The sequence below is a fragment of the Methylomonas sp. ZR1 genome, assembly GCF_013141865.1.
GTDB lineage: Bacteria > Pseudomonadota > Gammaproteobacteria > Methylococcales > Methylomonadaceae > Methylomonas.
Genome location: NZ_RCST01000001.1, coordinates 394,775 through 420,654, shown reverse-complemented (window position 1 = coordinate 420,654; position 25,880 = coordinate 394,775). Strand labels below are relative to the sequence as shown.

At 52.6% G+C, this 25,880-nt stretch carries 24 protein-coding genes; 16 read left to right on the top strand and 8 right to left on the bottom strand.

Going from position 1 to position 25,880, the window contains the following annotated elements:
* Window position 1 precedes the first annotated feature (1 nt).
* Window positions 2-628, top strand: a complete 627-nt coding sequence (gene lolA, locus DDY07_RS01895) for an outer membrane lipoprotein chaperone LolA (protein WP_171694592.1) — start codon at window positions 2-4, stop codon at window positions 626-628.
* 6 nt (window positions 629-634) lie between these two features.
* Here lolA and DDY07_RS01890 read toward each other — a convergent pair whose 3' ends face one another.
* Genes DDY07_RS01890 through DDY07_RS01875 form a run of 4 tightly spaced genes read right to left on the bottom strand, consistent with a single transcriptional unit; the run spans window position 635 to window position 6,584 of the window.
* Window positions 635-2,422: a sigma-54-dependent Fis family transcriptional regulator gene (locus DDY07_RS01890; protein ID WP_033158939.1), complete on the bottom strand. Its 1,788-nt coding sequence runs from the start codon at window positions 2,420-2,422 to the stop codon at window positions 635-637.
* Window positions 2,423-2,464: 42 nt separating this feature from the next.
* Complete coding sequence (locus DDY07_RS01885) at window positions 2,465-5,113, bottom strand: hybrid sensor histidine kinase/response regulator (RefSeq protein ID WP_171694591.1); 2,649 nt, start codon at window positions 5,111-5,113, stop codon at window positions 2,465-2,467.
* On the bottom strand, window positions 5,110-5,568 hold the full coding sequence (locus tag DDY07_RS01880; RefSeq protein WP_033158938.1) for a hypothetical protein: 459 nt from the start codon (window positions 5,566-5,568) through the stop codon (window positions 5,110-5,112). Before DDY07_RS01880 ends, DDY07_RS01885 begins: the two co-directional genes overlap by 4 nt.
* Complete coding sequence (locus DDY07_RS01875; protein ID WP_101051673.1) at window positions 5,565-6,584, bottom strand: hypothetical protein; 1,020 nt, start codon at window positions 6,582-6,584, stop codon at window positions 5,565-5,567. Before DDY07_RS01875 ends, DDY07_RS01880 begins: the two co-directional genes overlap by 4 nt.
* A gap of 695 nt (window positions 6,585-7,279) precedes the next feature.
* Between DDY07_RS01875 and DDY07_RS01870 the strand changes: the two genes are divergently transcribed.
* From DDY07_RS01870 to DDY07_RS01830, 9 genes are all read left to right on the top strand, one after another.
* Complete coding sequence (locus DDY07_RS01870; protein WP_171694590.1) at window positions 7,280-7,468, top strand: hypothetical protein; 189 nt, start codon at window positions 7,280-7,282, stop codon at window positions 7,466-7,468.
* A gap of 204 nt (window positions 7,469-7,672) precedes the next feature.
* Entirely contained in the window at window positions 7,673-7,981 is a 309-nt protein-coding gene (locus DDY07_RS01865) for a hypothetical protein (protein ID WP_171694589.1), read from the top strand.
* A gap of 478 nt (window positions 7,982-8,459) precedes the next feature.
* Window positions 8,460-9,464: a tRNA dihydrouridine(20/20a) synthase DusA gene (gene dusA / locus DDY07_RS01860; protein ID WP_171694588.1), complete on the top strand. Its 1,005-nt coding sequence runs from the start codon at window positions 8,460-8,462 to the stop codon at window positions 9,462-9,464.
* 39 nt (window positions 9,465-9,503) lie between these two features.
* Complete coding sequence (gene folE, locus DDY07_RS01855; protein ID WP_033158934.1) at window positions 9,504-10,049, top strand: GTP cyclohydrolase I FolE; 546 nt, start codon at window positions 9,504-9,506, stop codon at window positions 10,047-10,049.
* A 2-nt stretch (window positions 10,050-10,051) separates the two neighbouring features.
* A complete protein-coding gene (gene hemH / locus DDY07_RS01850) occupies window positions 10,052-11,035 on the top strand; it encodes a ferrochelatase (RefSeq protein WP_171694587.1) in 984 nt (327 codons plus the stop codon).
* Window positions 11,036-11,068: 33 nt separating this feature from the next.
* The gene (locus DDY07_RS01845; RefSeq protein WP_171694586.1) at window positions 11,069-12,661 is read left to right on the top strand and encodes a DNA mismatch repair protein MutS; all 1,593 of its coding nucleotides are present in this window, start codon (window positions 11,069-11,071) and stop codon (window positions 12,659-12,661) included.
* Window positions 12,658-13,854 carry a formate-dependent phosphoribosylglycinamide formyltransferase gene (gene purT / locus DDY07_RS01840; protein WP_171694585.1) on the top strand — a complete coding sequence of 399 codons (1,197 nt, stop codon included), beginning with the start codon at window positions 12,658-12,660 and terminating at the stop codon, window positions 13,852-13,854. The genes DDY07_RS01845 and purT overlap by 4 nt, the downstream gene beginning before the upstream one ends.
* Before the next feature lie 24 nt (window positions 13,855-13,878).
* On the top strand, window positions 13,879-14,454 hold the full coding sequence (locus DDY07_RS01835) for a lytic transglycosylase domain-containing protein (RefSeq protein WP_033158930.1): 576 nt from the start codon (window positions 13,879-13,881) through the stop codon (window positions 14,452-14,454).
* Entirely contained in the window at window positions 14,455-15,318 is an 864-nt protein-coding gene (locus tag DDY07_RS01830; RefSeq protein WP_171694584.1) for an HDOD domain-containing protein, read from the top strand.
* Window positions 15,319-15,361: 43 nt separating this feature from the next.
* Here DDY07_RS01830 and DDY07_RS01825 read toward each other — a convergent pair whose 3' ends face one another.
* Window positions 15,362-15,940 carry a nucleoside triphosphate pyrophosphatase gene (locus DDY07_RS01825; RefSeq protein ID WP_171694583.1) on the bottom strand — a complete coding sequence of 193 codons (579 nt, stop codon included), beginning with the start codon at window positions 15,938-15,940 and terminating at the stop codon, window positions 15,362-15,364.
* Between the two features lie 69 nt (window positions 15,941-16,009).
* Between DDY07_RS01825 and DDY07_RS01820 the strand changes: the two genes are divergently transcribed.
* The 6 genes from DDY07_RS01820 to fabG all read left to right on the top strand — a co-directional run bounded on the left by DDY07_RS01820 (window position 16,010) and on the right by fabG (window position 20,596).
* A complete protein-coding gene (locus DDY07_RS01820) occupies window positions 16,010-16,528 on the top strand; it encodes a DUF177 domain-containing protein (RefSeq protein ID WP_171694582.1) in 519 nt (172 codons plus the stop codon).
* A 1-nt stretch (window position 16,529) separates the two neighbouring features.
* The gene (rpmF, locus tag DDY07_RS01815) at window positions 16,530-16,712 is read left to right on the top strand and encodes a 50S ribosomal protein L32 (protein ID WP_033158926.1); all 183 of its coding nucleotides are present in this window, start codon (window positions 16,530-16,532) and stop codon (window positions 16,710-16,712) included.
* A 210-nt stretch (window positions 16,713-16,922) separates the two neighbouring features.
* A complete protein-coding gene (plsX, locus tag DDY07_RS01810) occupies window positions 16,923-17,951 on the top strand; it encodes a phosphate acyltransferase PlsX (RefSeq protein ID WP_101051676.1) in 1,029 nt (342 codons plus the stop codon).
* A complete protein-coding gene (locus DDY07_RS01805; RefSeq protein WP_171694581.1) occupies window positions 17,948-18,916 on the top strand; it encodes a beta-ketoacyl-ACP synthase III in 969 nt (322 codons plus the stop codon). The genes plsX and DDY07_RS01805 overlap by 4 nt, the downstream gene beginning before the upstream one ends.
* 2 nt (window positions 18,917-18,918) lie before the next feature.
* Window positions 18,919-19,875, top strand: coding sequence for an ACP S-malonyltransferase (gene fabD, locus DDY07_RS01800; protein WP_101051678.1), 957 nt, complete (start codon window positions 18,919-18,921; stop codon window positions 19,873-19,875).
* Window positions 19,808-20,596, top strand: a complete 789-nt coding sequence (fabG, locus tag DDY07_RS01795; protein ID WP_216614695.1) for a 3-oxoacyl-ACP reductase FabG — start codon at window positions 19,808-19,810, stop codon at window positions 20,594-20,596. The genes fabD and fabG overlap by 68 nt, the downstream gene beginning before the upstream one ends.
* Before the next feature lie 71 nt (window positions 20,597-20,667).
* Here the strand turns inward: fabG and DDY07_RS01790 are convergent, their stop codons facing one another.
* The 3 genes from DDY07_RS01790 to DDY07_RS01780 form a co-directional block, all read right to left on the bottom strand.
* Entirely contained in the window at window positions 20,668-21,603 is a 936-nt protein-coding gene (locus DDY07_RS01790; RefSeq protein ID WP_171694579.1) for a response regulator transcription factor, read from the bottom strand.
* Entirely contained in the window at window positions 21,600-24,977 is a 3,378-nt protein-coding gene (locus DDY07_RS01785; protein ID WP_171694578.1) for a response regulator, read from the bottom strand. Before DDY07_RS01785 ends, DDY07_RS01790 begins: the two co-directional genes overlap by 4 nt.
* 318 nt (window positions 24,978-25,295) lie before the next feature.
* The gene (locus DDY07_RS01780) at window positions 25,296-25,835 is read right to left on the bottom strand and encodes a transposase (RefSeq protein ID WP_171694577.1); all 540 of its coding nucleotides are present in this window, start codon (window positions 25,833-25,835) and stop codon (window positions 25,296-25,298) included.
* Window positions 25,836-25,880: the final 45 nt, after the last annotated feature.

The following is a 25,880-nucleotide window of genomic DNA, read 5'->3' as shown; positions in this document are numbered from 1 at the left end:
TATGTTGCTTAAACACATTTTTGCTCTGATTTTCCTAATCGCCACCACCCCATCAGCCTGGGCCGACGAAACACCGATTGCCCGATTGAAAAGCTTTTTAGCCAGCAGCAGTTCCTTGACGGCGGATTTCAAGCAAACCAGTTTCGATAAAAGCGGCCGCCCCGCGCAAAACAGCACCGGTAAATTTTATCTGAGCCGGCCCGGCAAATTTCGTTGGAACTACCAAAAACCCTTTGTGCAAGAGATTGTGTCCAATACTGGCAAAGTCTGGTTTTACGATGCTGATCTGGAGCAAGTAACGGTCAAACAATTGGACGATTCGCTGGGTTCCACGCCGGCATTGTTATTGACCGGCGAAGTAGATATAGAGGAAAAATTCATCCTGCAGGAACAAGGCAAGGAAGACGACGGCATGAACTGGGTGAAACTATCACCCAAGAATGAAGAAAGCGGGTTCAAGTATATTTTGATCGGCCTGAACGGCAACCAATTGGGCGGTATGGAACTGAGCGACAATTTCGGCCAATTAACCCGTATTTATTTTTCCAACATCCAGCTCAATCCCAAGCTGGACGACGCCTTGTTTAATTTCAAAGCGCCGAAAGGCGTGGATGTGTTTGAAAATTAGCCAACGTCAGGCCGGTTTACTAATCCCCAGCTTTTCCATCCGCGACCGCAAAGTCGTGGATGGCACCCCCAAAATCTTCGCCGCTCCCTGATTACCGGCGATTCGCCAGGACGTGGCTTCCAGCGCTTTCAAAATATGCGCGCGCTCGGCTTCGTCCAGCGTGACAATCGGTGCCGCGTTGGGCGCGCCGCCGGCCCCCATCACATTCACGCAATCCACGGCGGCCAGTTGACTGCCCTTGGTTAAAATCACCGCACGTTCGATGATATGTTGCAGCTCGCGAATATTGCCGGGCCAGAAATAACTTTGCAGATCAGCCATCATCCGTTCCGGAATAGACTGAATTTTCTTGCCGAATTTTGCCGCGTACTTATCGATGAAATGCTTCACCAAAAACGGCACGTCTTCCTTGCGTTCGCGCAGCGGCGGCAAATTAATGGGGAAAACATTTAGCCGGTAATACAAGTCGGCCCGGAATTTACCTTGTTGCGAAAACTGCGCCAAATCCCGATGGGTGGCGGCGATGACCCGCACGTCGCAGGTCAGGGTTTGCGTGCCGCCCACCCGTTCGAATTCGCCTTCCTGTAGCACCCGCAATAATTTGGCCTGCATCTCCAACGGCAATTCGCCGATTTCATCCAGAAACAAGGTACCGCCGTTAGCCAGTTCAAAACGTCCCAATTTGCGGGCAATCGCCCCGGTAAACGAGCCCTTTTCGTGACCGAACAACTCGCTCTCGGCCAGATTTTCCGGGATCGTCGCGCAATTCAATTTCACCAAGGTTTTGTCTTTGCGAGCGCTGAGATTGTGAATCGCCCGAGCAATCAATTCCTTGCCGGTACCGGTTTCACCGGTGATTAACACCGTTGCGTCGGTGTTGGCTACCTGCCTGACCAGATCCATCGCTTGATGCAATGCCGGAGAATTGCCGATCAATTCCTCGCCATCGCGGCTGGCCAAGACTTCTTCTTGTAGATAAAGATTGATGCCGCGCAGGGTGTTGCATTCTGCTTCGGCCTGTTGCCGGGCTTTACGTTCGTTGATGTCACGCAAAATTAGGATATACAGTTTCTGCCCAATGGCTTCCACGCGGGAAATGGTGGCTTCAATGGGAAAAGTGCTCTCATCCGCGCGTACCGCACTCATGCCTTCCGACACCCAAATGGCCTGCTCGGCCGGCACGCCGTTGCGAAAATTGGTTAGCGTTTTGTAAAGCTCGGGCGACAAAAATCTATCCACCGCCCTGCCGATGCTGTCGGCGGCTTTGCAGCGAAACATCTGTTCGGCCGCCGCGTTGAATAAGGTAATCCGCCCGATGTCATCCAGCGTCAGAATCGCATCCATCGCGTTCTCGAAAATCCGCGACAGGCGCTGCTCTTTTTCTTGCAACTCCAGCTTCAACTTTTGCAGCGTCAGGTGGGTTTGTACGCGGGCAAGCACTTCTTCGTATTGAAACGGCTTGGTGATGTAATCCACCGCCCCGACTTGAAAACCCTTTAATTTATCGGCGGTATCCGCCAAGGCCGTCATGAATAACACCGGAATATCGCGCGTCGTCGGAATGGTTTTCAAGGTCTGGCAGACGGTAAAACCGTCCATGCCCGGCATCAACACATCCAGCAAAATCAGGTCGGGCAACTGGGCCACGGCTTGGACCAAAGCAATTTCGCCTGTTTCCGCACGCAATACGTCAAAGCCGGCTTCATCGACCAAACCCGCCAACTCTTCCAAGTTGACCGGATTGTCGTCCAGCATCAAGATTAACGGTTTATCGCGCTGGCGCTTATGAGTCATGCCTATCTCCTTCTTAACCTATCCCAACCACCGGCGGCAGCATCATTCCTGAAACTCGTGCAAATATTCCTGAATAGCCGGCTCCAGCCGAATGCTGGCTTGTTGCAGTAACTCGTAACTGGCGGCCGCATCAGTAAAGGCCGCCTCGTGGCCCATCGTCTCCAGCTGCTGGGCTATCTTGCCGAACGGGAAGGCGCCGATACTGTTAGCCGAGCTTTTCAGGGTATGTGCGGATAGCCGTAACAATTCGGCATCCTGACGCTGTATCGCATCGGCCATGTCATTCAGCAGCGGCGCTGACTGTTCCTGAAATAAAGTCATCATTTTGCACAACATCTGCTGTCTACCGCGCACCCGGCTTAAGGCTTGTTGCCAATCCAGCGCCGGCTCAGCCAACAGCGCCGACGCCATGCTGTGCTTATCCGCTTGTTCTGTTCCCGCCATATTCCAACACTCCACCATTGCCAACAAATCCTGCTCCTGCACGGGTTTGGCGATGTAATCGTCCATACCAACGGCTAAACAGCGTTCCCTATCACCTTTCAAGGCGTGTGCGGTCATCGCGATAATCCGCATATGTTTACCGGTCTCGCGCTCGCTGGCCCGAATCGCTTCGGTAGCCTGAAAACCATCCATTACCGGCATCTGCACGTCCATTAAGATCAAATCGAACAAAATATCGGTAGCCAATATATCCAGCACCTCCTGGCCGTTGTTGGCCACCTTCACGGTGTGGCCGCGCTCTTCCAGCAACACCACCGCCATGTATTGGTTAACCGGATTATCTTCCGCCAACAAAATTCTTAATTTACGCGGCGGCTCGGCCAATACTGTCAACGCGGCTTCTGCGGCTTTAGCGGATTTACCCAACGCCGATTGAATGGCATTCCACAATTCCGAATGTTTGACCGGTTTACGCACGTACAAATTGATGCCCAAATCGTGGCAGCGTTCGCAATCGTCCGGCCGGTCGGCAGACGACAACATCATGATGGTTACCGGCTCGAAGCGTTGATCCTCTCTGATGGCTTGCGCTACCATAAAGCCGTCCATGATCGGCATCATCGCATCGAGTAAAATCAAAGCGTAGGCTTCGCCGGTTTCCGCCATACTCTTCAATGCGGTAATGGCCGCCTCGCCGCTATCCACCGTGGTGGGCCGCATGCCCCAATGGCTCAAGATTTCCGAGAACACCCGTAAATTGATGGCATTGTCGTCGACGATCAACACCGGTAGATTTTTCACGTCTATCAGTGGCTGAAATGGCGCGTCGGCCTCGCTTTTAGTGTGCCGGTCAAACACGGCGGTAAAGAAAAAAGTGCTGCCTTTATGTTCTTCGCTTTCCAATGACAAATGCCCGCCCATCAATTCGACGAGGCGAGAAGAAATCGACAAACCCAGGCCGGTGCCGCCGAATTTGCGCGTGGAGGATGCGTCTATTTGCGCGAAGGCTTCGAAAATAAGCTGTTGTTTATCGGGGGAAATACCGATACCGGTGTCGCTGACCGCAATCTGCAAACAAACCTTGTTTTCATCGACCGATTCCGGTTTGACTTGCACCACGATTTCGCCGTGCTGGGTAAACTTAATCGCGTTTCCAACCAGGTTAATGATGACTTGATTCAAGCGCCCGACGTCGCCCAGCAAATCGTCCGGGGTTTCCGGGTCGATGCGCAACATCAACTCCAGATCTTTTTCATGGGCATGGCCGGCCAGCAGCTTTAAGGTGTCGCCGAGGCTTTCGCGGACTTTGAACGGTGCATGATCGAGTTCGAGCTTACGCGCCTCAATCTTGGAGAAATCCAGAATGTCATTGACGATGCGCAGCAAAGCATCCGCCGAGCTGTTCGCCATCCCCAGAAACTCGCGCTGCTGCGGGGTGAGTTCGGTGCGCAAGGCCAAGCCTATCATGCCGATGATGCCGTTCATCGGCGTGCGGATTTCATGGCTCATATTAGCCAGAAACTCGCTCTTCGCGCCGGCGGCCTGCAATGCCGCGTCGCGGGCGGACAGCAAGGCTTGGCGCATTTTTTCCAGATGCTCGGCCAACGCCGCTACTTCGGTAATTTTGGTGCCGGAATTAAATTGCCCGGTGTGATTGCCGGCGGCGATTTGTTCGGCTTCGTCGCGTAAACGTTCCAGCGGCATAACCAGTTTGCGCCCGAACAATCCCACCACCAGCAGCGTCAAGCCCATGTAAACCGCGACAAAATAGGCGCTACGCTGATAGATCGTGGCAATGTCGCGTTGAATCTGCCGCTCGTCGTAACCCAGCCTTAGCATCGCCAACGAGCCGTCTTCAGGATTCAAAATCGGCACCGCTAGAAAATAAATATCGTCGTCGTGCTCGCCGAAGAAAAAATCTTCCTGAAATTGCTGCTGGGCGTTCAGTTCGATGTCGGCGCGAATATTGCCGCGCTCGGTGGCGATTTCCGCAAACGCCAAACGGCCATTCAACAGAAACTCCCCTAACAAGCCTTGCAATTCGCCGGCCTTACTGTGTTGCAGGCGCGGTGTCACCAGATTACTGAACAGCAAGGCATCGGAGCGGACGTAATTGACAAACTGCGCTTCCAGACTGGGTTTGATTACCCGATAAATGCCGAACAACAACACCGGCACCAGCAGTAAATGAATGCCGACAACCGCCAGAATCATTCGGCCGTTAAAACTATGAAAAAACCGACTCATTCCAGGGCTCCCTGCCATAACACGTTAACCGCTTTCAGGCCTTGATTGGCCCGGACTTGATCTTCCCACAAATAGGTCACCGTACCCGGATTTTGTTGCAGCGTATCGACCAAGCTCTTCAGATCGTTAAAACTCTCCGGACGCTTACCGCCGAGGCGGAAAACCACTGATATGGTTTGACTTTCATAGGCATTAGCCGACATGAAAGCCACTTTTTGCAGAAATACTTCGAAAATTAACGGATCGCTGATATTCAATAAGGGCACGGGGTGTTCGCCGCCCTTCTCCAGCGGCACGCCCAAGAACAATTTTCTGGCTTCTTGCACGGTTAGAGCCGGCATCGACGAGTTGGCGCTGGTGGCCAATACCAGAGAATGGCGAGTGATAGCCCATAGGCTCTGCGCTCCAAGCAGCAATAGCAAAACAATGATGCAAAGACCGCGCAGCAGCTTCATGGGAACACCGCGCTCCATTGAAACATCACTTGCCCGAAATGATCGTCGCGCAAATGATCGCGGGAGGCTTCTAGCTTTAGGGCATTCGTGTGGTTGAGTTTATAGCGTATGCCACCGAGAAACCTGTCCTCGACATACTTAGGAAACATCGCCAGGTAGGGATCGTCCCTACCGCCAAAAGTGCCTTCTACGCGCCCGACCACAGTCCAGGCCGGATTGAGGTCCCATTCCACTTGCCCGTAAGCGCTGAGAAAATCGTCGTAAGTTTTGCCGCCCAACGGGCTTTCCAAGGTATTATTCACATAGACAATTTCGCTTAATAGCCTTAGCGATTGGATTTGCTTAGCGGCATAGGCACTGGCGACGAACTGATTAACGTTTTTAACGGCCAGTTCGTCGGAATGAATTTGATTGTAGGCCCCGGAAATGCCGAATTCGTCTACCCCATAGCTGATAGGTTGGTAGCCCAACCGAAACGACACACCAGGCCGGCGGGAACCTCCCGGCTCCACCAGATTGAACGCTTCCAAACCTTTATTAATTTGCGGGCCCGCACCAGCGCCAACTGTGTAATACAAGCCGCCCTCACCCAGATCGTGGACACCTTCCCATAAAAACCCGGTCAAATGATTGGGAATCACGCCTCCCGCCGTTTCGAAAGCCATAATACCGGGCCTGCTGATCGTGGTTTGCAGAAACGCGCCGTGGTGGAACTGCATGTTCCAATAGCCGATCGGGTTATGAAAGCGCCCCAACCACAGCGTGGCTTCGTCGCCGACATGCATGCCTAATTGAAAGCGTTCCAGATTATGGGTTTTGGTGCTGACCAGCCATTCGCCGAGAAAGCGGAAGCGCTGATAGTCGGTGGTGTAAAACACGTTAATCTCGGGGATAACGTCACCTGTACTGAGTTTTTTCTGCGGTTCTTGATCGAAACGTTCGATGCCGGTCACAGCCGGAAACAATAACAAATCACCCGGCAGTCCGGTGGTGCCATGGCTGGGCATATGTCCCATATGACCCCCGGCAACTACAGAGGCAGGCACTATGGCTGCGAGTGCGCAGACATAGGAAACGATAGCAGCGTTTAGCGTTTTGAATATGGCCGGATAGTATCGTTGCCGCATGCGGACTCTCAAGCATTTCATCGGTAGCACACTCATACTACCTAGTTAATTGGGAATATTCTCCCGATACGTTTAAAGCGAAATGTATCACATATTTTTGAATGGTTGACGATATTTCGTCAAAACTTAAGTGCAGATCAAACACCTGAGCAGCATCATTCAAGACAGAGGTAGATTTGATTAAACCCGCATTTGCCCGCCAATTACAAATCTTCAAGCCAGCGCTGGAGATACCCCTGTAGCGACAGCCATTAACCTAAAAATTCATACCAACTTTAAACCTGCAAAAGCGTCTAACGCCCCTGCATCATCGACTGGCGCTGACACCTTGTACGACATTTCGTAAGCGATACGATATTTAGTGCTGAAATCAACAATTTCTTGTGCATTTTTTCACTGTTTTCCAGCATTGCCAGCTCATAAAATAATGCATAAACAATTACTTAGAATAATTAAGGTGCACGCGGTTTTGTAGTGGCATTGGTTTTGCGCTACATAAAGTAGCTCTGCAATGACGAAGAGCGGAATACCCAACAAACCCATAGCGCATTATTTTCAGATATTCGGATTACGAGGTGATCACCATGAAAACACTCCAGCAGATTACTCGTTGCAAAAGGTGCGGCGACTTATTGTCAGCCCATGAAAAGTCACATACCGCCCACGAAGGCCTCTGTGCATTTTGCGCCCAGATGCGTAGTGAAGCACTGGAAATTCACCAAGAAATACATACAAAAAACCGCGTGGCAAAAATTCACTTCAGATTGGTTTAAGCATGGCTTTGTTATAAGGCTGGCCGCGCCACAATGAAAGTTTGCCGATAACCATCGTAGGCTTGAGGCCACGTTCAACCGGATCGCGAAATGGCGTCGTTATTCAGCGCCTTAGCTGCCCACAGCGAAACGATTGGCGCGAATACCTGAAACATGCGCATCAGCTCGCTAAGTTTTTATAACCCCAACATAAGGAGACAAACTATGAATTCCGAAGACATCCTGAAAACTTGTATACGCGAATTAAAGCGCTGCGGCATAAGCTTCGTACTGATCATAATCGGCGTATTTCTGGCCACCCAAAACGCCCCCGCCGCAACCATGCCAAAACCCAAGCAATGCATAGGGAGCATGGAAACGATTAACGCACTTGCCTCCCGCCCTCTAAAACCCGGCACTCGTGCGTTGGTCCAGCCGGTTAGCAATTCGCTCCATCAGTTTCATAACAAACAAACTTACAGTAAATGCGTTGGAAGCCTGGCCGAAAACAAAGCTAGCAAACAATACAAATGAGTGTTTTTCGGCAATCCGTATAATTTTGAATCGTCCGCGCGGACAACCCAGATAGCCATCCCGAATCCCAAGTCACTCGTCAAGGCGACGTCAACACGGCACCAAGGCTTTTTTTGATCTATCTGCAACATTTAGATGCAAGTTGTTAACTTTTAGCTTCATCTGATAGCAGCGGGCCAATACGCATCCGACAAGCCTGAGCAGAATCAACTGTGCGATTGTCTTTGTCGTGTTTATGCTGTTTAGTGTCAGCCCCATCCCGATTACCAGCAGCATCGGTTTATACCTAGTGATTTTCAGGCCGCGTTGGTTTAAAGAACTGACCAACTACGCCGATAAAGCAGACTGATATTCTCCTATCGCCTTCCTGCTTCAGCCTTCAGCACGGGCTGATTTCCTATTGCGGTTTTTATTCAGCCCGGCAAAGTATAATAAACTCACCAATTTGAATCCTGATTCCCAACCACCAGAACCACCCATGACCGCTGACCGCGACCATCCCCCCTCCCAAGCTGACAAACACCTAACCTACAGATTCTCAGTCGCCCCCATGCTGGATTGGACTGACCGACACTGTCGGTATTTCCACCGTACTTTATCCCACCATGCCTTGCTATACACGGAAATGGTCACCACCGGCGCCATCTTGCACGGCAACCGCGACCGGCATTTACAGTTCAGCTCAGAGGAACACCCACTGGCTTTACAGCTAGGCGGCAGCAATCCAGCCGATTTAGCGGAATGCGCCAAAATTGCCGCCGACTATGGTTACGACGAGATCAATTTAAACGTCGGCTGTCCCAGTGATCGCGTGCAAAATGGCCGCTTCGGCGCCTGCTTAATGGCAGAACCCGAACTGGTCGCCGAATGCGTAGCGGCAATGCGGGAAGCAGTATTGATGCCGGTGACGGTGAAATCGCGGATTGGTATCGATGATCGCGATTCTTACGCAGAACTGACACACTTCATAAGCACTGTAGCGGCGGCCGGTTGCGAGACCTTTATCGTGCACGCCCGCAAAGCTTGGCTATCAGGGCTTTCACCCAAGCAAAATCGCGACGTACCGCCGCTACGTTATGACGTGGTGTTGCAATTGAAACACGATTTTCCGATGCTCAATATTGTTATCAACGGCGGCATCGAATCCTTGGATAGCTCGCTCCATTTATTAGAGCAACTTGACGGCGTCATGCTAGGCCGGGAGGTTTATCACAATCCCTATCTACTAGCAGAAGTAGACCGGCGCTTGTTTAACGACGAGCATTCCATCCCGTCGCGGCAAGAAACGGTATTAGCCCTGTTGCCTTATATAGAGCAGCAATTACAACAAGGCGTGAGACTGCATTGCATCACCCGACACATGCTAGGGCTGTTTCATGGGGTCGATGGCGCGCGGGCCTGGCGCCGCCATCTCAGCGAAAACGCCACCCGTTTTGGCGCCGGTAGCCAGGTGGTTTTGGACGCCTTAGAATTTACAGTTTGATGCTGTATACTCACGACATTTTTTTACTCGAGGGCGGCAATGGAAGAATATTTCTCCAAAATCATTCAAGCAATAGGCGAAGATGTGAATCGGGAAGGTTTGCGGGACACGCCTAAACGTGCCGCTAAAGCCTTCAAATTCCTGAATAACGGTTACGAAAAAACCCTGGAAGAGGTATTGAACGGCGCGATATTTGAAGCCGATACCGAAGACATGGTGATCGTAAAAGACATCGAGCTTTACTCTTTGTGCGAGCATCATTTATTGCCCTTTATTGGCAAATGCCACATCGGTTATTTGCCTAAAGGCAAAGTCTTGGGTTTGTCCAAACTGGCCCGTATCGTTGATATGTACGGTCGGCGGCTGCAAATTCAAGAACAATTGACTCGGCAAATCGCCAAAGCGGTGGAAACCGCCATCGACGCCCGCGGCGTAGCGGTAGTCATCGAAGCCAAGCACTTGTGCATGATGATGCGCGGCGTGGAAAAACAAAACTCGGTGATGACCACATCGGTCATGCTGGGTATCTTCAGAGAAGAAATAAGCACCCGTTCCGAATTCCTGAACCTGATCAATCGCAAGTAACCATGACTGAAACCGGCCAAAAAAAGATCGGGGTGTTACTGGTCAATCTGGGCTCGCCCGCCTCCCCAAAAACCGGCGACGTACGCCGCTTCCTGCGCGAATTTCTCGGCGACCCGCGGGTGGTCAATCTGCCCAGGCCCTTGTGGTGGCTGATCCTGAATTTGTTCGTGCTGCCGTTTCGCCCTAAAAAATCGGCGCATGCCTATCAATCGATCTGGACCGAGCAAGGCTCGCCCTTGATCGTATTCACCGAAAAGCTGACCGCCAAATTGCAAGGTTTTACCGGTGTAGACGACGCCGATTTAATCATTGATTGCGCGATGCGCTACGGCAAACCGGCCTTGCGGGAAAAATTGCAAAACTTTCAGAAGCAAGGTGTCCACGAAATCGTTATCCTGCCGCTCTATCCACAATATTCCTCCACCACGACCGCCTCGATTTTCGATGTGGTGGCCGAGGAATTTGTCAGTTGGCGGCACATGCCCGGCCTGCACTTCATCAGCGACTTTCATGAACACCCCAGTTACATCGAAGCCCTGGCGCAATCGGTACGCCAGCATTGGCAAGCCAACGGCCAAGCGGAATTGCTGTTGCTGTCATTTCACGGCTTACCGGCCAAACTGACCGAATGGGGCGACCCCTATTTCTATCAATGCCAAACCACCGGCCGCCTGCTCGCCGAGCAATTAGGCCTCAAAGACCAACAATGGAAATTGGTATTTCAATCGCGCTTCGGCAAGGCCGAGTGGTTGAAGCCTTATTGCGTGGAAGTCTTGCAGGAATTACCGCAACAAGGCATCAAGCACGTGGACGTGATTTGTCCGGGATTCTCGGTAGACTGTCTGGAAACGCTGGAAGAGATCGCTATCGCCAACCAAGAGATATTTCTGGAAGCCGGTGGCGAGACGTATCGTTATATTCCGTGTTTAAACGACAGCGACGCTCATGTCGAGGTGATGCTTGATTTAATTAAAACCGTGCACTAAATAAAGCGCGGCCACTAAAAAACCGGGGGTAATATGCAACAAAACATCTTACAAAGCTGGAACGACGAATGGCCGACAGTGCGCTCGAGCCACCCCTTGCCCACCGGTGAAGGCGTCATCGACCAAGGCGCGTTTAACACCATAGAAGTGGACGAATTGTTCGATTACGTCAACTACGCCAGCACCACCGCCGGTAAATCGGTGCTGTATCGTTCGCTAAGCCAACCCTTGGATAATCTGGAGGCGATAGCCGCCAAACAAGCCGCAGTGCGGGAAATTCAAGACAACCCCGATGTGCGCGCCAATGTGGAAAACATTATCGCCAATGCCGCCGCTTCGGAAAACCGGCTTTACTTGTTATTGTTCGGCGAGTTTCTCGGCGGTTTCGGCACGGCTCGAGAGGATAATCAAATCGAAGGTTACGGCTACAAACAATACGTGCGTGGTGTGCGCGTGGTCTTGAATCTGGTCGGTGCGATCTACAACTCCGGCAAGCCGCAAAGCCCTTATCTGCAAAGCGTCTTCGAGAAAATCGGCAATTTTTCGCACAGTAACGAATATTCGTTGATGGTCGGCCCGGTTTACAACAGCGAAAAAGGCCTGCAAAGCAAAGAAGAGCGCAAAAACTCCTTCTCACCGGCGACGATTTTCCGCCCCACCCTGTTCAAACCGATGTTGATCGCTCTACTGATCGCCGCCATCTGGGGCTTGATGCAGATTTTCCCAACCGATATGTTCCAGGTCACCCGTGACGGTTTGTCGGTGGCTTCGGTGTTTTTCCTGCCCTTAGCCTTAGCTTATATTCCGGTCATTGGCGGCTACGATAGAGACAACTGCATCATACCCCTGCGTAACATTTATAAAAATTCGCAGGCGCTCGGCGATATGCTGGACGGCCTGGGACAGTTGGATGAGTTATTGGCTTTTATTAAATACGCCGAAGACTTCGGCAGCGAAATGGTGCTGCCAGAACTGAACGCCGGCGAACGTCACAATATCAAATTAGTCGCTGCGAAAAACCCGGTACTGGGCCAGAAAAATCCCGCCTACGTCGGCAACGATTTCAGCATGGACGACGAACGTCTGGTGTGCGTGACCGGCCCCAACAGCGGCGGCAAAACCGCATTTTGCAAAACCATCACGCAAATTCAATTGTTGGCGCAGATCGGTTGTTTCGTGCCGGCTCAGGCCGCCAATTTAAGCGTGGCGGACCGCATTTTCTATCAATGCCCGGAGATCAGCCATCTCGATGACGGCGAAGGCCGCTTCGGTACGGAATTGAAACGTACCCGCGATATTTTCTTGGCCAGCAGCGCAAAAAGCTTGGTGGTGCTTGACGAAATGGCGGAAGGCACTACTTTTGAAGAGAAGATGCAGTCGTCTATCGACGTGCTGGACGGTTTTTACCGCAAAGGTAACAGTACTATTTTGATTACCCACAACCATCAATTGGTGGATGAGTTCGTGAAACGAAAAATCGCCGTGCCTAAACAAGTGGAATTTGCCGACGACTTGCCGACTTTTAAATTGATCGCCGGCATTTCCAGAGTCAGCCACGCCGACCGGGTCGCGAAAAAAATTGGCTTTTCCAAACAAGACATCGATAACTATTTAGCAAAATCATGAAAATCGGCACCCCTGACAGCGGCAGCGCCACCAAAGCTTTATTGCTGGGTAGCGGCGAATTAGGCAAGGAAATCGCCATTTCCCTGCAACGCTATGGCGTGGAAGTCATTGCGGTTGACCGCTATGCCGGCGCGCCAGCCATGCAAGTGGCGCATCGCAGCCACGTGATTGATATGACCGACACGACAGCAGTAAAAACCCTGATTGCCCGCGAACAGCCGCATTACATCATCCCCGAAATCGAAGCGATTGCTACCGAGGCCTTAGCGGAGATTGAAGCTCAAGGTGAAACCACTATTGTCCCTAATGCTAGGGCGATTCAATTGACTATGAATCGTGAAGGCATCCGCGAGCTGGCAGCCGCTGAACTAGGTCTACCGACATCGAAATACGCTTTTGCCGAAACCTTCGAGCAATTGAGGAGCGCAGTTGATAGCGGCATAGGCTACCCCTGTTTTATCAAGCCAACGATGTCGTCTTCCGGCAAAGGCCAGTCCATGGTAAAAAGCGCCGATCAGCTGCAAGCCGCCTGGGATTACGCCATGGCCGGCGGGCGCGCCGATACGGGTAAGGTGATCGTCGAAGCGAAGATCGACTTTGATTTTGAAATTACGCTACTCACTGTCCGGGCGTTGGATAGCAACGGCCAAGTGCAAACCTATTTCTGCGAACCCATCGGCCACCGCCAGGAGAACGGCGACTACCGGGAAAGCTGGCAACCACAGGCGATGAGCAGCAAGGCCATTGAGTTATCTCAGCAAATCGCCGATAAAGTCACCACAGCGTTAGGTGGATTAGGTTTATTTGGTGTGGAATTATTCATCGCCGGCGATCAAGTCTGGTTTAGCGAAGTCAGCCCCAGACCGCACGACACCGGCATGGTGACGATGGCCAGCCAGCGGCAGAGCGAATTTGATTTGCATACCCGCGCCATTCTTGGCCTGCCGGTCAACACGGCGCTAGATAAAACCGCCGCCAGCGCGGTGATTTTAGGTGGCGTAGACGCCAAAGCCGTGAGCTATGCAGGCTTGGCACAAGCATTGGCGGTCGCAGACACCGACATTCGCCTGTTCGGCAAACCGGAGGCTTTCGTGTCAAGGCGCATGGGTGTGGCGCTCGCCACGGCCGACAACGTCAATGATGCTCGATCTAAAGCGTTACAGGCCGCCAGCCTAATTCGTGTGACTGAATGAGTCCAATCGGTAAAAGGTGACGCGATGAAACCCCTGTTGATTGCCACACTATCGATAGCGCTAATCACCGATGCGGGGGCCGACATTTTTAAATACACCGATCCTAGCGGTCGGGTGTATTACACCGACGAACCCAAAAAAGGTTTCGATTACCGCTTGATCATCCGTACCCGGCCGCGTACTTATAAACACGACCTAAAGTTCATGTCGGGCAACAAGCTCAAGTTCAACGATCTAGTTGCCAAGGCCGCGGCCAAACATCAAATGGACCCCAAACTGCTGCACGCAGTGATTCAAGCCGAATCAGCCTATAACCCCAATGCGGTGTCCTCGGCCGGCGCGGTGGGCTTGATGCAATTAATGCCGGATACCGCACGCCGCTATGGCGTGACCGACCGGCGCGATGCCGAACAGAATGTCGATGGCGGCACCCGCTACTTGAAAGATTTACTGGCGATGTTCAACTCCAATCTAACCTTGGCGGTAGCCGGTTATAATGCCGGCGAAGGCGCGGTGATGAAATACAATAATAGCGTGCCGCCCTATCCCGAAACCCGTAATTATGTGCAGCACGTGATGGCGCTGTATCGGAAGAGTTAATTGAAAGCTGCTGCCATCAAGCAATTGATTGCCGGCTCGACCGAACTGTTTTCCCTGCCCGATATTTATTTTCAACTCAGCGAAATGATTCGGGATTCGCGTTATTCGCTGGCGGACATCGGCAAGGTGATCGCCAAGGATCCTGCTCTGAGCGCCCGGTTACTGCGGGTAGTGAATAGTCCTTTCTACGGTTTTCAAGCCAAAATCGACACCATTTCCCGCGCCGTTACCGTAATAGGCATCGACGACTTGAGTAATCTGGTATTGGCTACCACGGTCGTTGATCGCTTCGGAAAAATTCCCGACGAGCTGATCGACATGACCTCGTTTTGGATGCGCAGTATACATTGCGCGGTGATTGCCCGGATGCTAGCTAAAGCCAGCGCCGTTCTGCATACCGAAAGACTGTTTCTGGCCGGCCTTTTACACGACATAGGCTCACTGATACTCAGTCAAAAAATGCCCGAGCAATATCTAAGCGTATTGCTTGCCGCAGACCACAACCGCGCTTTGTTGGCCGGTTTCGAACAAGAACTGATTGGTTTCACTCATGCTGAGGTCGGCGGGGAATTACTAAAAATCTGGGGCTTACCGGAATCCCTCTACGAAACCATAGGCTGTTATCTGAATCCTGCCGATGCACAAATACACAAACTGGACGCGCATTTGCTGCATATGGCGGCGCGCTTGGTCGATAGCGGCCAACAAGCCGATGGCTTGGAAATAGCCGTAGCTGAATTTTCTAACCAATCGTTAACGCTAGTGCGTCTGACACGAGAGCAAACCATTTCGATAATGGAGCAGGTGGAAGAGGAGTTTTTGCAGATGTTTGAATTACTCGGACCGAACAAAAAATTTCACTAAACGGTACTGGCAAGCATTTTCTGCTACCGTAAGTCGCGGTAAATCAGAGAATATTGACCCCAAACTTGTCGAGTAAAGCCACCAATTTTATCAAGGGCAATCCTACTAATGCATTGGGGTCCTCGCCGACAATTTTACTAAATAGCGCGATCCCTAAACCCTCGGATTTGAAGCTGCCGGCACAGTCGAAGGGCCGATCCAAATCAATGTATTTTTCAATCTGCGACGAGGTCAGCGTTTTGAATTGCACACTACAAACATCCATATCGCTCAGATGCCGGCCCGATACGCTATTAAAAACGCAGACTCCAGTATAAAATTGCACGGTCCGGCCGGATTGCTTGGCAAGTTGTTGAATTGCCGCGTCGCGCCCGCCGGGTTTTCCCAATATCTCTTGGTCCAGCACGGCAACCTGATCGGAACCGATGATTAAATGATCAGGGTACGTTTTGCCGACTTCTTCAGCCTTCGCCAGCGATAATCTGCGCACCAAAGCATCGGGCGATTCGCCGGCTTGCGGGCTCTCATCGACGTCACTGCTGCAACTTAAAAAAGCAAGACCCAGTTTTTCCAACAACTGGCAACGGTATTTCGAACTCGAAGCAAGGACTATGGCGGTCATCGGCTAGGTAGTGGTTTGAGTCGGTGTGCGTTTGACGCAACAGTTAGTTATCTGTATCATTGTACAGTTATGTCAGACAAGTTTCCCGACCTTATCGATCCCTTATTATTCGCCGAAAGACGCGGCGCGTTTTCCGGGGATATAAAAATCGCTGCGCTCGAGCGCTTGTCTGGTAGCGTGATCGATCATGGTGGCAGCGTTAGCGCCAAGATCGAATTTGGTAAGGAAGGTAAACGCATTGTCGTTGCCGGCCATATCGAGGGTGTTGTGGAATTGGCGTGTCAGTCTTGTTTGCAAGCACTGGTCTGGCCGCTGAATATCGATTTTAAATTGGCTGTTGTTGCTTCGCTACAGGAAGCAAAGCAACTGGACGATTGCGAACCACTATTGCTGGACGGCGACACCCTATCGTTGAACACGGTGATCGAAGACGAAATCCTGCTGGCATTGCCCGACTACCCTCGGCATGAACACGATTGTCTCGCCCACAACCGTTCGGAAGATGCCGATTACAGCGCAACAGATAGTCAGACTAAGGCTAACAACCCTTTTTCTGTTTTAGCAAAACTTAAAAAAACTGGAGATTGAAATGGCAGTACAAAAGAGCAAAGTATCGCGTTCCAGACGCGGTCAACGTCGTTCACACGATGCATTAGTCGGTAAAACCCTGTCTCAGGATCCGTTGACCGGCGAAACCCATCTGCGTCACCACATGACGCCGGACGGTTTCTTCAAAGGCCGTCAAATCATTGCCGGCAACGACGAAGATTAATCGTTTTAAACTGCCATAGGCCGACTTGTAACTCATTCGCAAATCGAGTCGAGCAGCCCTTAGTCCACGACGGGCCGCAAACATCGCGTTTTACCGCGCAATCGTCAGCATGACGGGCAGTAATATTTGATTTATTGATAGTCTCTGAGTAAGCCAACACGTCGCTGGACAGCTGTTGGCTCCTTTCAACTTCTGGAGTTAGTCCTAAGCGTGAGCTCAACTCTCTCAATTGATGCCATGGGCGGGGATTTCGGTCCTCAAGTGACCGTACCTGCTTCACTGGCCTGTTTACGAAAAAATCCGGACTTAAATCTGATCATGGTGGGCGATGAAGCGGTTCTTGGTAACCTGCTATCCCAAGCGCTGGTCGAGTTCAAAGGTCGGATCAGTATTCAACACGCCTCGCAAGTCGTCGAGATGGACGAAGCGCCGCAAAAAGCCTTGAAGAACAAAAAAGATTCTTCCATGCGCGTGGCGATAAATCTGGTACAGGAAGGCAAGGCCGACGCCTGTGTCAGCGCAGGTAACACCGGCGCGTTAATGGCAACAGCCCGTTTCGTACTGAAAATGATTCCCGGCATCGAACGCCCGGCGATTATTTCCACACTACCGTCTACTTTCGGCCACACCCACATGCTCGATTTAGGCGCCAATGTCGATTCCAGCGCCGAACAACTCTACCAATTTGCCGTCATGGGCGAAGAAGTGGTCAAGGCCGTGGAAAAAATCGAACGCCCTCGTATCGGTTTGTTGAACATCGGCGAAGAAGACATGAAAGGCAACGAACAAGTCAAAGCCGCCGCTAAATTGCTGGAAAGTTCCGGGCTGAATTACATCGGTTACGTGGAAGGCAATTCGATCAACGCCGGTAGTGTCAAAGTCGATTTAATCGTCTCGGACGGTTTCGTCGGCAACATCGCCCTAAAATCTATCGAAGGCGCGGCGAAAATGATAGGCAGCAAACTGAAAGACAGTTTTTCGCAAAACTGGCTGACCAAATTAGCCGGATTGATCGCGTATCCTGTTCTGAAACGCTTCAAAGACAGCATAGACCCGCGCCTCTACAACGGCGCCAGTTTCATCGGCCTGCGCGGCTTGGTGATCAAAAGCCACGGCGGCGCCGACGCTCTGGCTTTCGAAACCGCCATTCATCTGGCGGAAGTCGAAGTCGCACAGGGCCTTATTCGTAAAATCAGCGAAAAACTAGAACTCGCGCTGGCCCAAAAGGTTGATGAATGACACGCTGGACTCATGTTATCGGTACGGGCGGCTATCTGCCCGAAACCATCCGCACCAATGACGATATATCCGCCACGGTGGACACATCCGACAGCTGGATCTACGAAAGAACCGGTATCAAAAGCCGCCGCGTAGCCGGTCCCGACGAAACCGCTTCCAGCATGGCGGAAATCGCCGCCAGACAAGCCATTGACGCAGCCGGAATTGCCGCTGACGAGATCGACATGATCATCGTCGCCACCGGCACACCGGATCGCGTCTATCCCAGTACGGCCTGCCTGTTGCAGGAGCGCCTGGGCATCAAGCAATGCGTCGGCTTCGATATTCAGGCCGCCTGCTCGGGTTCCGTTTACGGACTCAGCATCGCCGACCAATACCTGAAAACCGGTTTTGCCAAAAACGTACTGGTAGTCGGCACGGAGATTTGCTCACGCATCGTCGATTGGACCGACCGCGGCACCTGCATTCTGTTCGGAGACGGTGCCGGCGCGATTTTGCTGACCTCCAGCGATAAGCCGGGCATCTTGTCCACGCATATCCACTCCGATGGCGGCTACGAAGATTTATTGTATTGCCCCAATCCGCAGGTAGCGGCTGTCGCTAAGCAAAACGAGCCCGCTTACATCAGCATGCGCGGCAACGAAGTTTTCAAGGTGGCAGTCAACACCTTGGGCAGGATTGTCGATGAAACCCTGGAAGCCAACGGCTTACAGCAAAGCGACATCGATTGGCTGGTGCCGCATCAGGCCAATACGCGCATCATCGCCGCCACCGCCAAGAAGCTGGGCATGTCGATGGACCAAGTGATTCTAACCCTGGAAAACCAAGGTAACACGTCCTCCGCCTCCGTGTTATTGGCGTTTAACGAAGGCGTGCGCGACGGCCGTATTCAACGCGGACAAACCGTATTAATGGAAGCTTTTGGAGCCGGTTTTACTTGGGGTTCCGCATTAATCAGGTACTAAACATGACGACGATAGAACAAAGTTACAACCTGGCATTCGTATTTCCCGGACAAGGCTCGCAAGCCGTCGGTATGCTGGGCACCCTGGCCGCCGCCAACCCATTGGTCAAGCAAACTTTCGAACAAGCTTCCGACGTACTCGGTTTCGATCTGTGGAACATGGTCGCTAACGGCCCTGACACCGACTTAAACCAAACCCATAACACCCAGCCGGCGATGCTGGCGGCCGGCGTTGCGGTGTGGCGGGCCTGGTGCGAAAAAACCGACATCAAACCCGCCTGGATGGCCGGCCATAGCTTGGGTGAATACACCGCCCTGGTCTGTTCCGGTGCGCTGGGTTATGAAGACGCCATTCGCCTGGTCGCCGAGCGCGGCCGCCTAATGCAGGAAGCAGTACCAGCCGGAAAAGGCGCGATGGCGGCTATTCTGGGCCTGGAAGATCATCAAGTCGTTAACACCTGTGCCGAAGTCGCCAATGGCGAAATCGTTGCGGCCGCCAATTTCAATGCCCCAGGCCAAGTGGTGATTGCGGGCGAAACCGCCGCAGTGGAAAGAGCGATGGAAGCCTTAAAAGCGCTGGGCGCCAAACGTGCATTAAAACTACCGGTTAGCGTGCCGTCCCACTGCGCATTGATGGAAGCGGCCTCCGACAAATTGAACGAAATATTGCAAAGCCTTAACGTCGAGATGCCCAATAGCACGCTGATCCACAACGCCGACGTCAAATCGCACGGCTCGCCGGAAGTGATTCGCTATGCATTGAAAGAACAATTGTTCAAACCGGTGCGGTGGGTGGAAAGCGTCAAATTCATGCACGAACAAGGCGTCACCGCTTTTGTTGAATGCGGGCCCGGCAAAGTATTAGTCGGTTTAAACAAACGCATAGCGCCTGATGCAACGCATTACACCATTTACGACCCCGAAACCATTGACAACGTTGTGGAGCAACTCCGTGGATAAAAAACTCGCCATTGTTACCGGCGCCAGCCGCGGCATAGGCCGGGCCATTGCCGAAAAATTAGTCGCCGACGGCTTTTTTGTGGTCGGCACCGCTACCTCCGATAGCGGCGCTGAGGCTATTTCCGCTTATCTGGGCGACAACGGCAAAGGCTACAAATTAAACGTCGCCGACGCTGCCGACATCGAAAACTTCATCAAAACCACCGGCGACGAATACGGCACACCGGCGGTTCTGGTCAATAACGCCGGCATCACCCGCGACAACCTGCTGATGCGGATGAAAGACGAGGAATGGGACGACATCATCAACACCAACCTGACCTCGATCTTCCGGATGAGCAAAGCCGTGTTGCGCGGCATGATGAAAGTCCGTTACGGCCGCATCATCAATATCTCATCGGTGGTCGGCTCGACCGGCAACGCCGGCCAAACCAACTACGCGGCAGCCAAAGCCGGCATGGTAGGCTTCGCCAAATCGATGGCTAAAGAAGTCGGTTCGCGCGGCATCACCGTCAACACAGTCGCGCCGGGCTTCATCGACACCGACATGACCAAAGAACTGTCGGATGACATCAAAAACGCCCTACTTGGCTCAATAGCGCTGGGTCGCCTCGGCCAGCCTGAAGAAATTGCCCACGCGGTATCCTTCCTGGCCTCCGAGCAAGCCTCGTACATCACCGGTGAAACCTTGCATGTGAACGGCGGCATGTACATGCCTTAAAGGCTAAAAGTTTCTCCAGACCAAATAAAAGGCCGGCAAACAGTTAGTTGCCGGCCTTTTTTATTGCCGATTCACCCTCGCTGCAACACCATCGCCACCGCCGCCGCCCGCGTCGAAACGCCGAGCTTTTCAAAGATATGCTCCAGATGCTTATTCACGGTCCTGGGACTGGTGGTGAGGATGATGCCGATTTCCTTATTAGTCTTGCCGCGGGCAATCCACATTAAAATCTCGGCCTCGCGAAAGGTCAGCTTCAGCTTGTCGCGCAAGGTTTCCGGCGTCCATTGCGCGTCTTCGCGCTGCAATAACAGCAGATATTCATCCGGATTCTGGCAGGCGCTGACCCGCAACGCAAAGCCCGGAGCCAGACGATGCGCTTCCGTTTCGGCTGCCACCTCGCTGCGCCCGCTTTGCCGCAACCAGCGTTGAAACCAGCCACGCATGCTTTCCGGCAATAGCTTATCCGCAGTATGCTGCGCCCCTCCTTCTTGTAATTCGGCAAAATCGTCCAACCATTCGCGAGCCGCCGGCGTCAGCCAGACAATGCCGCCCGCCGCATCCACCGCCACCGCAGCAAAATCGTGATGATCCAGTAAACTCTCGGCCCGGCGTAAATTGCGCGATTGGGTCAGATGCACTTCAATCCGCGCCAGCACCTCGGCCGGCCGAATCGGCTTGACGATGTAATCCAACGCCCCCTCGCCAAAGCCGCGCAGCAAATCATCCAATTCGCTAAGCCCAGTCATGAACAACACTGGAATCGGCGCGGTGGCCGGATCGGCTTTCAAACGGCTACAAGTCTCGAAACCATCTATGCCCGGCATCATCACGTCCAACAAAATGATGTCGGGTTTGACATATTGAATCTGCTCGATGGCCGAACAGCCGTCAGTCGCCACCAACACCCGATAATTGGCCTCGGAAAGCGTATCGGATAGCAGGGCCAGATTGCCGGGCGTATCGTCGACTATCAACACCGTGCCATTGCTGGCGGATACTTCCATCATCGGGACACCTCCTGTTTGTGCATCTGCAATAGTTTTCGGATTTCGCCTACCCTAAATTCATTTGCCAAGGCTGTCAGCTTGGCAAAAAAAGCGTTGTAACGCGGCTCGGCTTGCCGGAGCTGTTCCAACACTTTCTTCAATCCCAACAAATCGCCGATCCGCACGCATTCCACACAGGCTTGCAATAATTCCGGCGGCGGCATCAGCATAGGCTCGGCCGCTTTTTCGGGAACCGTTTGCCCTGGGTCGTCCCGATAAATCCAGTGCAGCGACAAATATAGCTTCAGCTTGCTCATCAGCTGCGGGACCTGAATCGGCTTGGACAGAAAATCGTTACAGCCGGCATTCAATACCGCCAGCCGATCACCTGGATAGGCATTGGCGCTCAGCACCACAATCGGCATCTGCAAACCAAGCTCGCGTAAACGCATCGCGGTTTCGATACCATCGATACCGCTCATCGAAATATCCAGCAGAATTAGGTCCGGCTGCTGTGCCGCCACTTTGTCCAAACAAGCCTCGCCGGAATCGGCCTCCTCCAGATAAAACCCCAGCGGCTCCAGCAAAGACAATAGCAGTTCGCGATGTTCGCGCTGGTCGTCCACCACCATGATCCGCCGGCGCGCGCCTTGATAGCCGATGATAGGTGCCAGAGGTTCGGCTTCATTTTCTACGCCCAAGCTCGGCAACAACAACCGCACACTAAACGTCGAGCCCTCGCCAACCTTGCTTTGCACCGTCAACTCGCCACCCATCACCTCCGTGAGAATTTTACAGATCGTCAATCCCAGGCCACTACCCGACACCGCATTGCCTGTCGGGGTATCCAGCCGGGTGAAGGGTTGAAAGATGTTTTGCAATTGCTGTTCATCAATACCGCTGCCGGTATCGGACACCTGAAAGCTGGCTACACCGCTGCTATAACCGATCCGAAACACCACACCGCCCTGGCTGGTAAATTTGATGGCATTCCCAAGCAGGTTCATCAAAATCTGCCCTACCCGCTTTTCGTCGCCGCGTATGCGCTGCGGCAGCACTGTGGTCAATTGGCAATTAAAACTCAAGTCCTTGTCTTCTGCTTGCGCTTTGAAAACATGTACCAAATGCTCGATAAACCCGGGGAAATCGATGGGTTGGTACTTAAAATCGAATTTGCGCGCCTCGATACGGGCGATGTCTAAAATATCTTCGATCAACGCACTCAAATGCTCGCCGCTGCGCTTCAAGGTATCCACCGCCTGCCTACGGTTTTCGGGGATATTGGGGTCCTGGTGCAAAATGTGGGCATAGCCGACGATGCTGTTTAGCGGCGATCTAATCTCGTGGCTCATATTGCTCAAAAACCGACTCTTGGCCTGATTGGCGGCATCCGCCATACGCCGGGCCTGCTGCAACTTCAGATCGGTTTGTTTGTGTTGTTCGATTTCCTGCAACAGCAACTGGGTCTGCTTGGCGGTTTCTTCATGCGCCACCCGCCGGCTCTCGGCATTCAAAATCAGCCACCAGGTACACAACCCAATAAACACCAACAACGAGGCGTAAATCTTCAGGAAATTGTTGATCAACAAACCAAAAGCCGGCTGATTGTGCTGAACACTGATTAAATCCTGATAATAAATAATGCTGATAAAAATCCCGGTCAGGATGGTCAGAAACCCAAACAACAAACCAAAGCGCAACAGGCGCAAGCGCGCGGTAATCCCAATAAAATCCGGCATCAGGCGCTTGGCCAGGCTTTCCAGATAATCGTCGAAGCGAAATCCCGGCTTGCAGGCATCCAGGCAACGGGCGTCCAGTGTGCAGCACAGCGAACAAATACTGCCGGCGTAGGCGGGACAATACGCCATGTCGTCGTGCTCGAATTCGTTCTCGCAAATCGAGCAATTATCGTGGGCTTTACGATTGTGTTTTTTTCGGTCGCGGGCCAGGTAATGTTTACCGCCGCAACAATAGGCAAGCGCCGGCACCAAAACAAAGGCCAGACTCAGCGCGATAAACGCCGAAAAAGCCTTGGGCCATTCGCCGAACAGGCCGACATAAGCCAGAATCGACACCACCGACGCCACAAAAGTAGCAGCCATTCCCACCGGATTAAGATCGGACAAATACGCACGCTTGAATTCGATTTCCTTTGGGCTGAGCCCCAAAGGTTTATTAATCATCAACTCCGCCGCCACCGCGCTGATCCAGGCTATCGACATATTCGAGAACAAACCCAACACCTTTTCCAGCGCGCCGAATACGCCGAACTCCATCAGCAACAAGGCAATGAGGACGTTAAACAGCAACCACACCACCCGGCCCGGATGGCTATGCGTCAAGCGTGAAAAAAAGTTCGACCAGGCCAGCGAGCCGGCATAAGCATTGGTAACGTTGATCTTGATCTGACTCAACACCACGAACAAGGTCGTGGTCGCCAAGGCCCATTGCGGATTCTCGAACAGCTCGTTATAAGCCACCAGATACATTTGCGTCGGTTCGTGGGCATGCTGCGGATTAATACCGTGGCGTATCGCCAAATGCGCCAACAAAGCACCCGCTATTTGCCTAATCACCCCAAACACGACCCAGCCCGGCCCAGCCGCCAGCATCGCTGCCCACCACTTAAACCGGTTAGCCTTGGTTTTATCCGGCATGAAACGTAGAAAATCCACCTGCTCGCCGATTTGCGCCACCATCGAAAATGCCACGGTAGTCGCGGTGCCGAACAACAACCAATCGAAGCCTTCCCCACTGCCGGCGATCCAGAAATACGCCTGCAAAGTCATCAGCGCTTCCGGCTCGGCATGGGCCACGGCAATATAAGGCACAATCAATAGCGCCAACCACACCGGCTGCGTCCATAATTGCATTCGGCTGATGGTGGTAATCCCAAACGTCACCAAGGGCACCACGATCACTGCGCTGACCACATGCGCAAGCGCGAGCGGAATCTGAAAATATAATTCAATCGCCAGCGACATGATCGAGGCCTCCAACGCAAACAGCGTGAAGGTAAACGAGGCATAAATCAGTGAGGTAACGGTGGAGCCGATATAACCGAAACCGGCGGCTCGGGTCAGTAAATCGATGTCGATATGGTAGCGGGCGGCGTAATAACTGATCGGCAGACTGGTGATAAAAATCACGATGCCGACGATCAAAATCGCCCAGCAGGCGTTGGTAAAGCCGTAGTTGATAGACAAAAACCCACCGATGGCTTCCAGCACCAGAAACGAGGTCGAGCCGAAGGCGGTGTTGGCCACCTGGAATTCGCTCCATTTCCGGAAGCTGCGCGGCGCGTACCTGAGCGCGTAGTCTTCCAGGGTTTCGTTGGCGACTAAAGCGTTGTAGTCGCGGCGGATTTTGGTAATGTTTTGGTGAATTGGCTTCATGTTTTGGTGTCGCTGCCGCGACGGGTATTTTTGAAGTCGGGTCTCGGCCCGACAGCCGAGTGACTTTTCTTTGTTTGGCCAAAGAAAAGTCACCAAAAGAAAAGCCACCCGGATGCCGCTTATTCCCTGCGCTCCGAAGCTTTTGGCGGGGGTTGGCGAAAGGGGCTTCCTACCCCTTCGCCGACGTGCGGCATCCGTGCCGCACCCCTTCGGGCTATTCCCACCAAAAGCTCCGGTGCTCGGCGCGGCATACGGGACGAAAACCATCCCGATTTCGTAGAGTGGGCACGGCTTTTTGTGCCCACGCAGTGGCGCGGTTCACTCCCCTGCTACCACGTCATCAACATCATCACCCCAATCCATGGAATTAACACTCGCCTTGACGTAGCGATGAAACGTCGAATAAGGCCATTCGCTTACCCACTTGCAATACCCATGTTTCACGGGGTTGAAATGAATGTAATCCATATGCCTGGCAAAATCGGTTTCATCGCGAATTTGATGTTCCCAAAACCGGCGTTGCCATATGGTCGATTCCCGATGCTTTTGTTTCGACGCATTGATCCATTCGGCCCGCCGATATGCGTCACCACAAACCACGCTCACCTGCCGTTTGATCACGCTCCAACGGGTCGCAAAATCTCCGTCGTCCGCCGGCAATGTCCAAATGCAATGCAAATGGTCCGGTAACAACACCCAGGCGTCGATGATAAACGGCCATTTGGCGCGGGTGGTTGCAATCGCTTGTCGCAAAGCCTCCCGCACCGGTTCATCACATAAAATCGCTTGCCGCCGATAAGTCACCACCGTGAAAAAATACGTTGCACCGGGATTTTGAGGGCGGCGGTAACAGGACATTATTTTTTGGTTGTTAAATTTTGGGCGGTTAATTCGGGGTTTGTG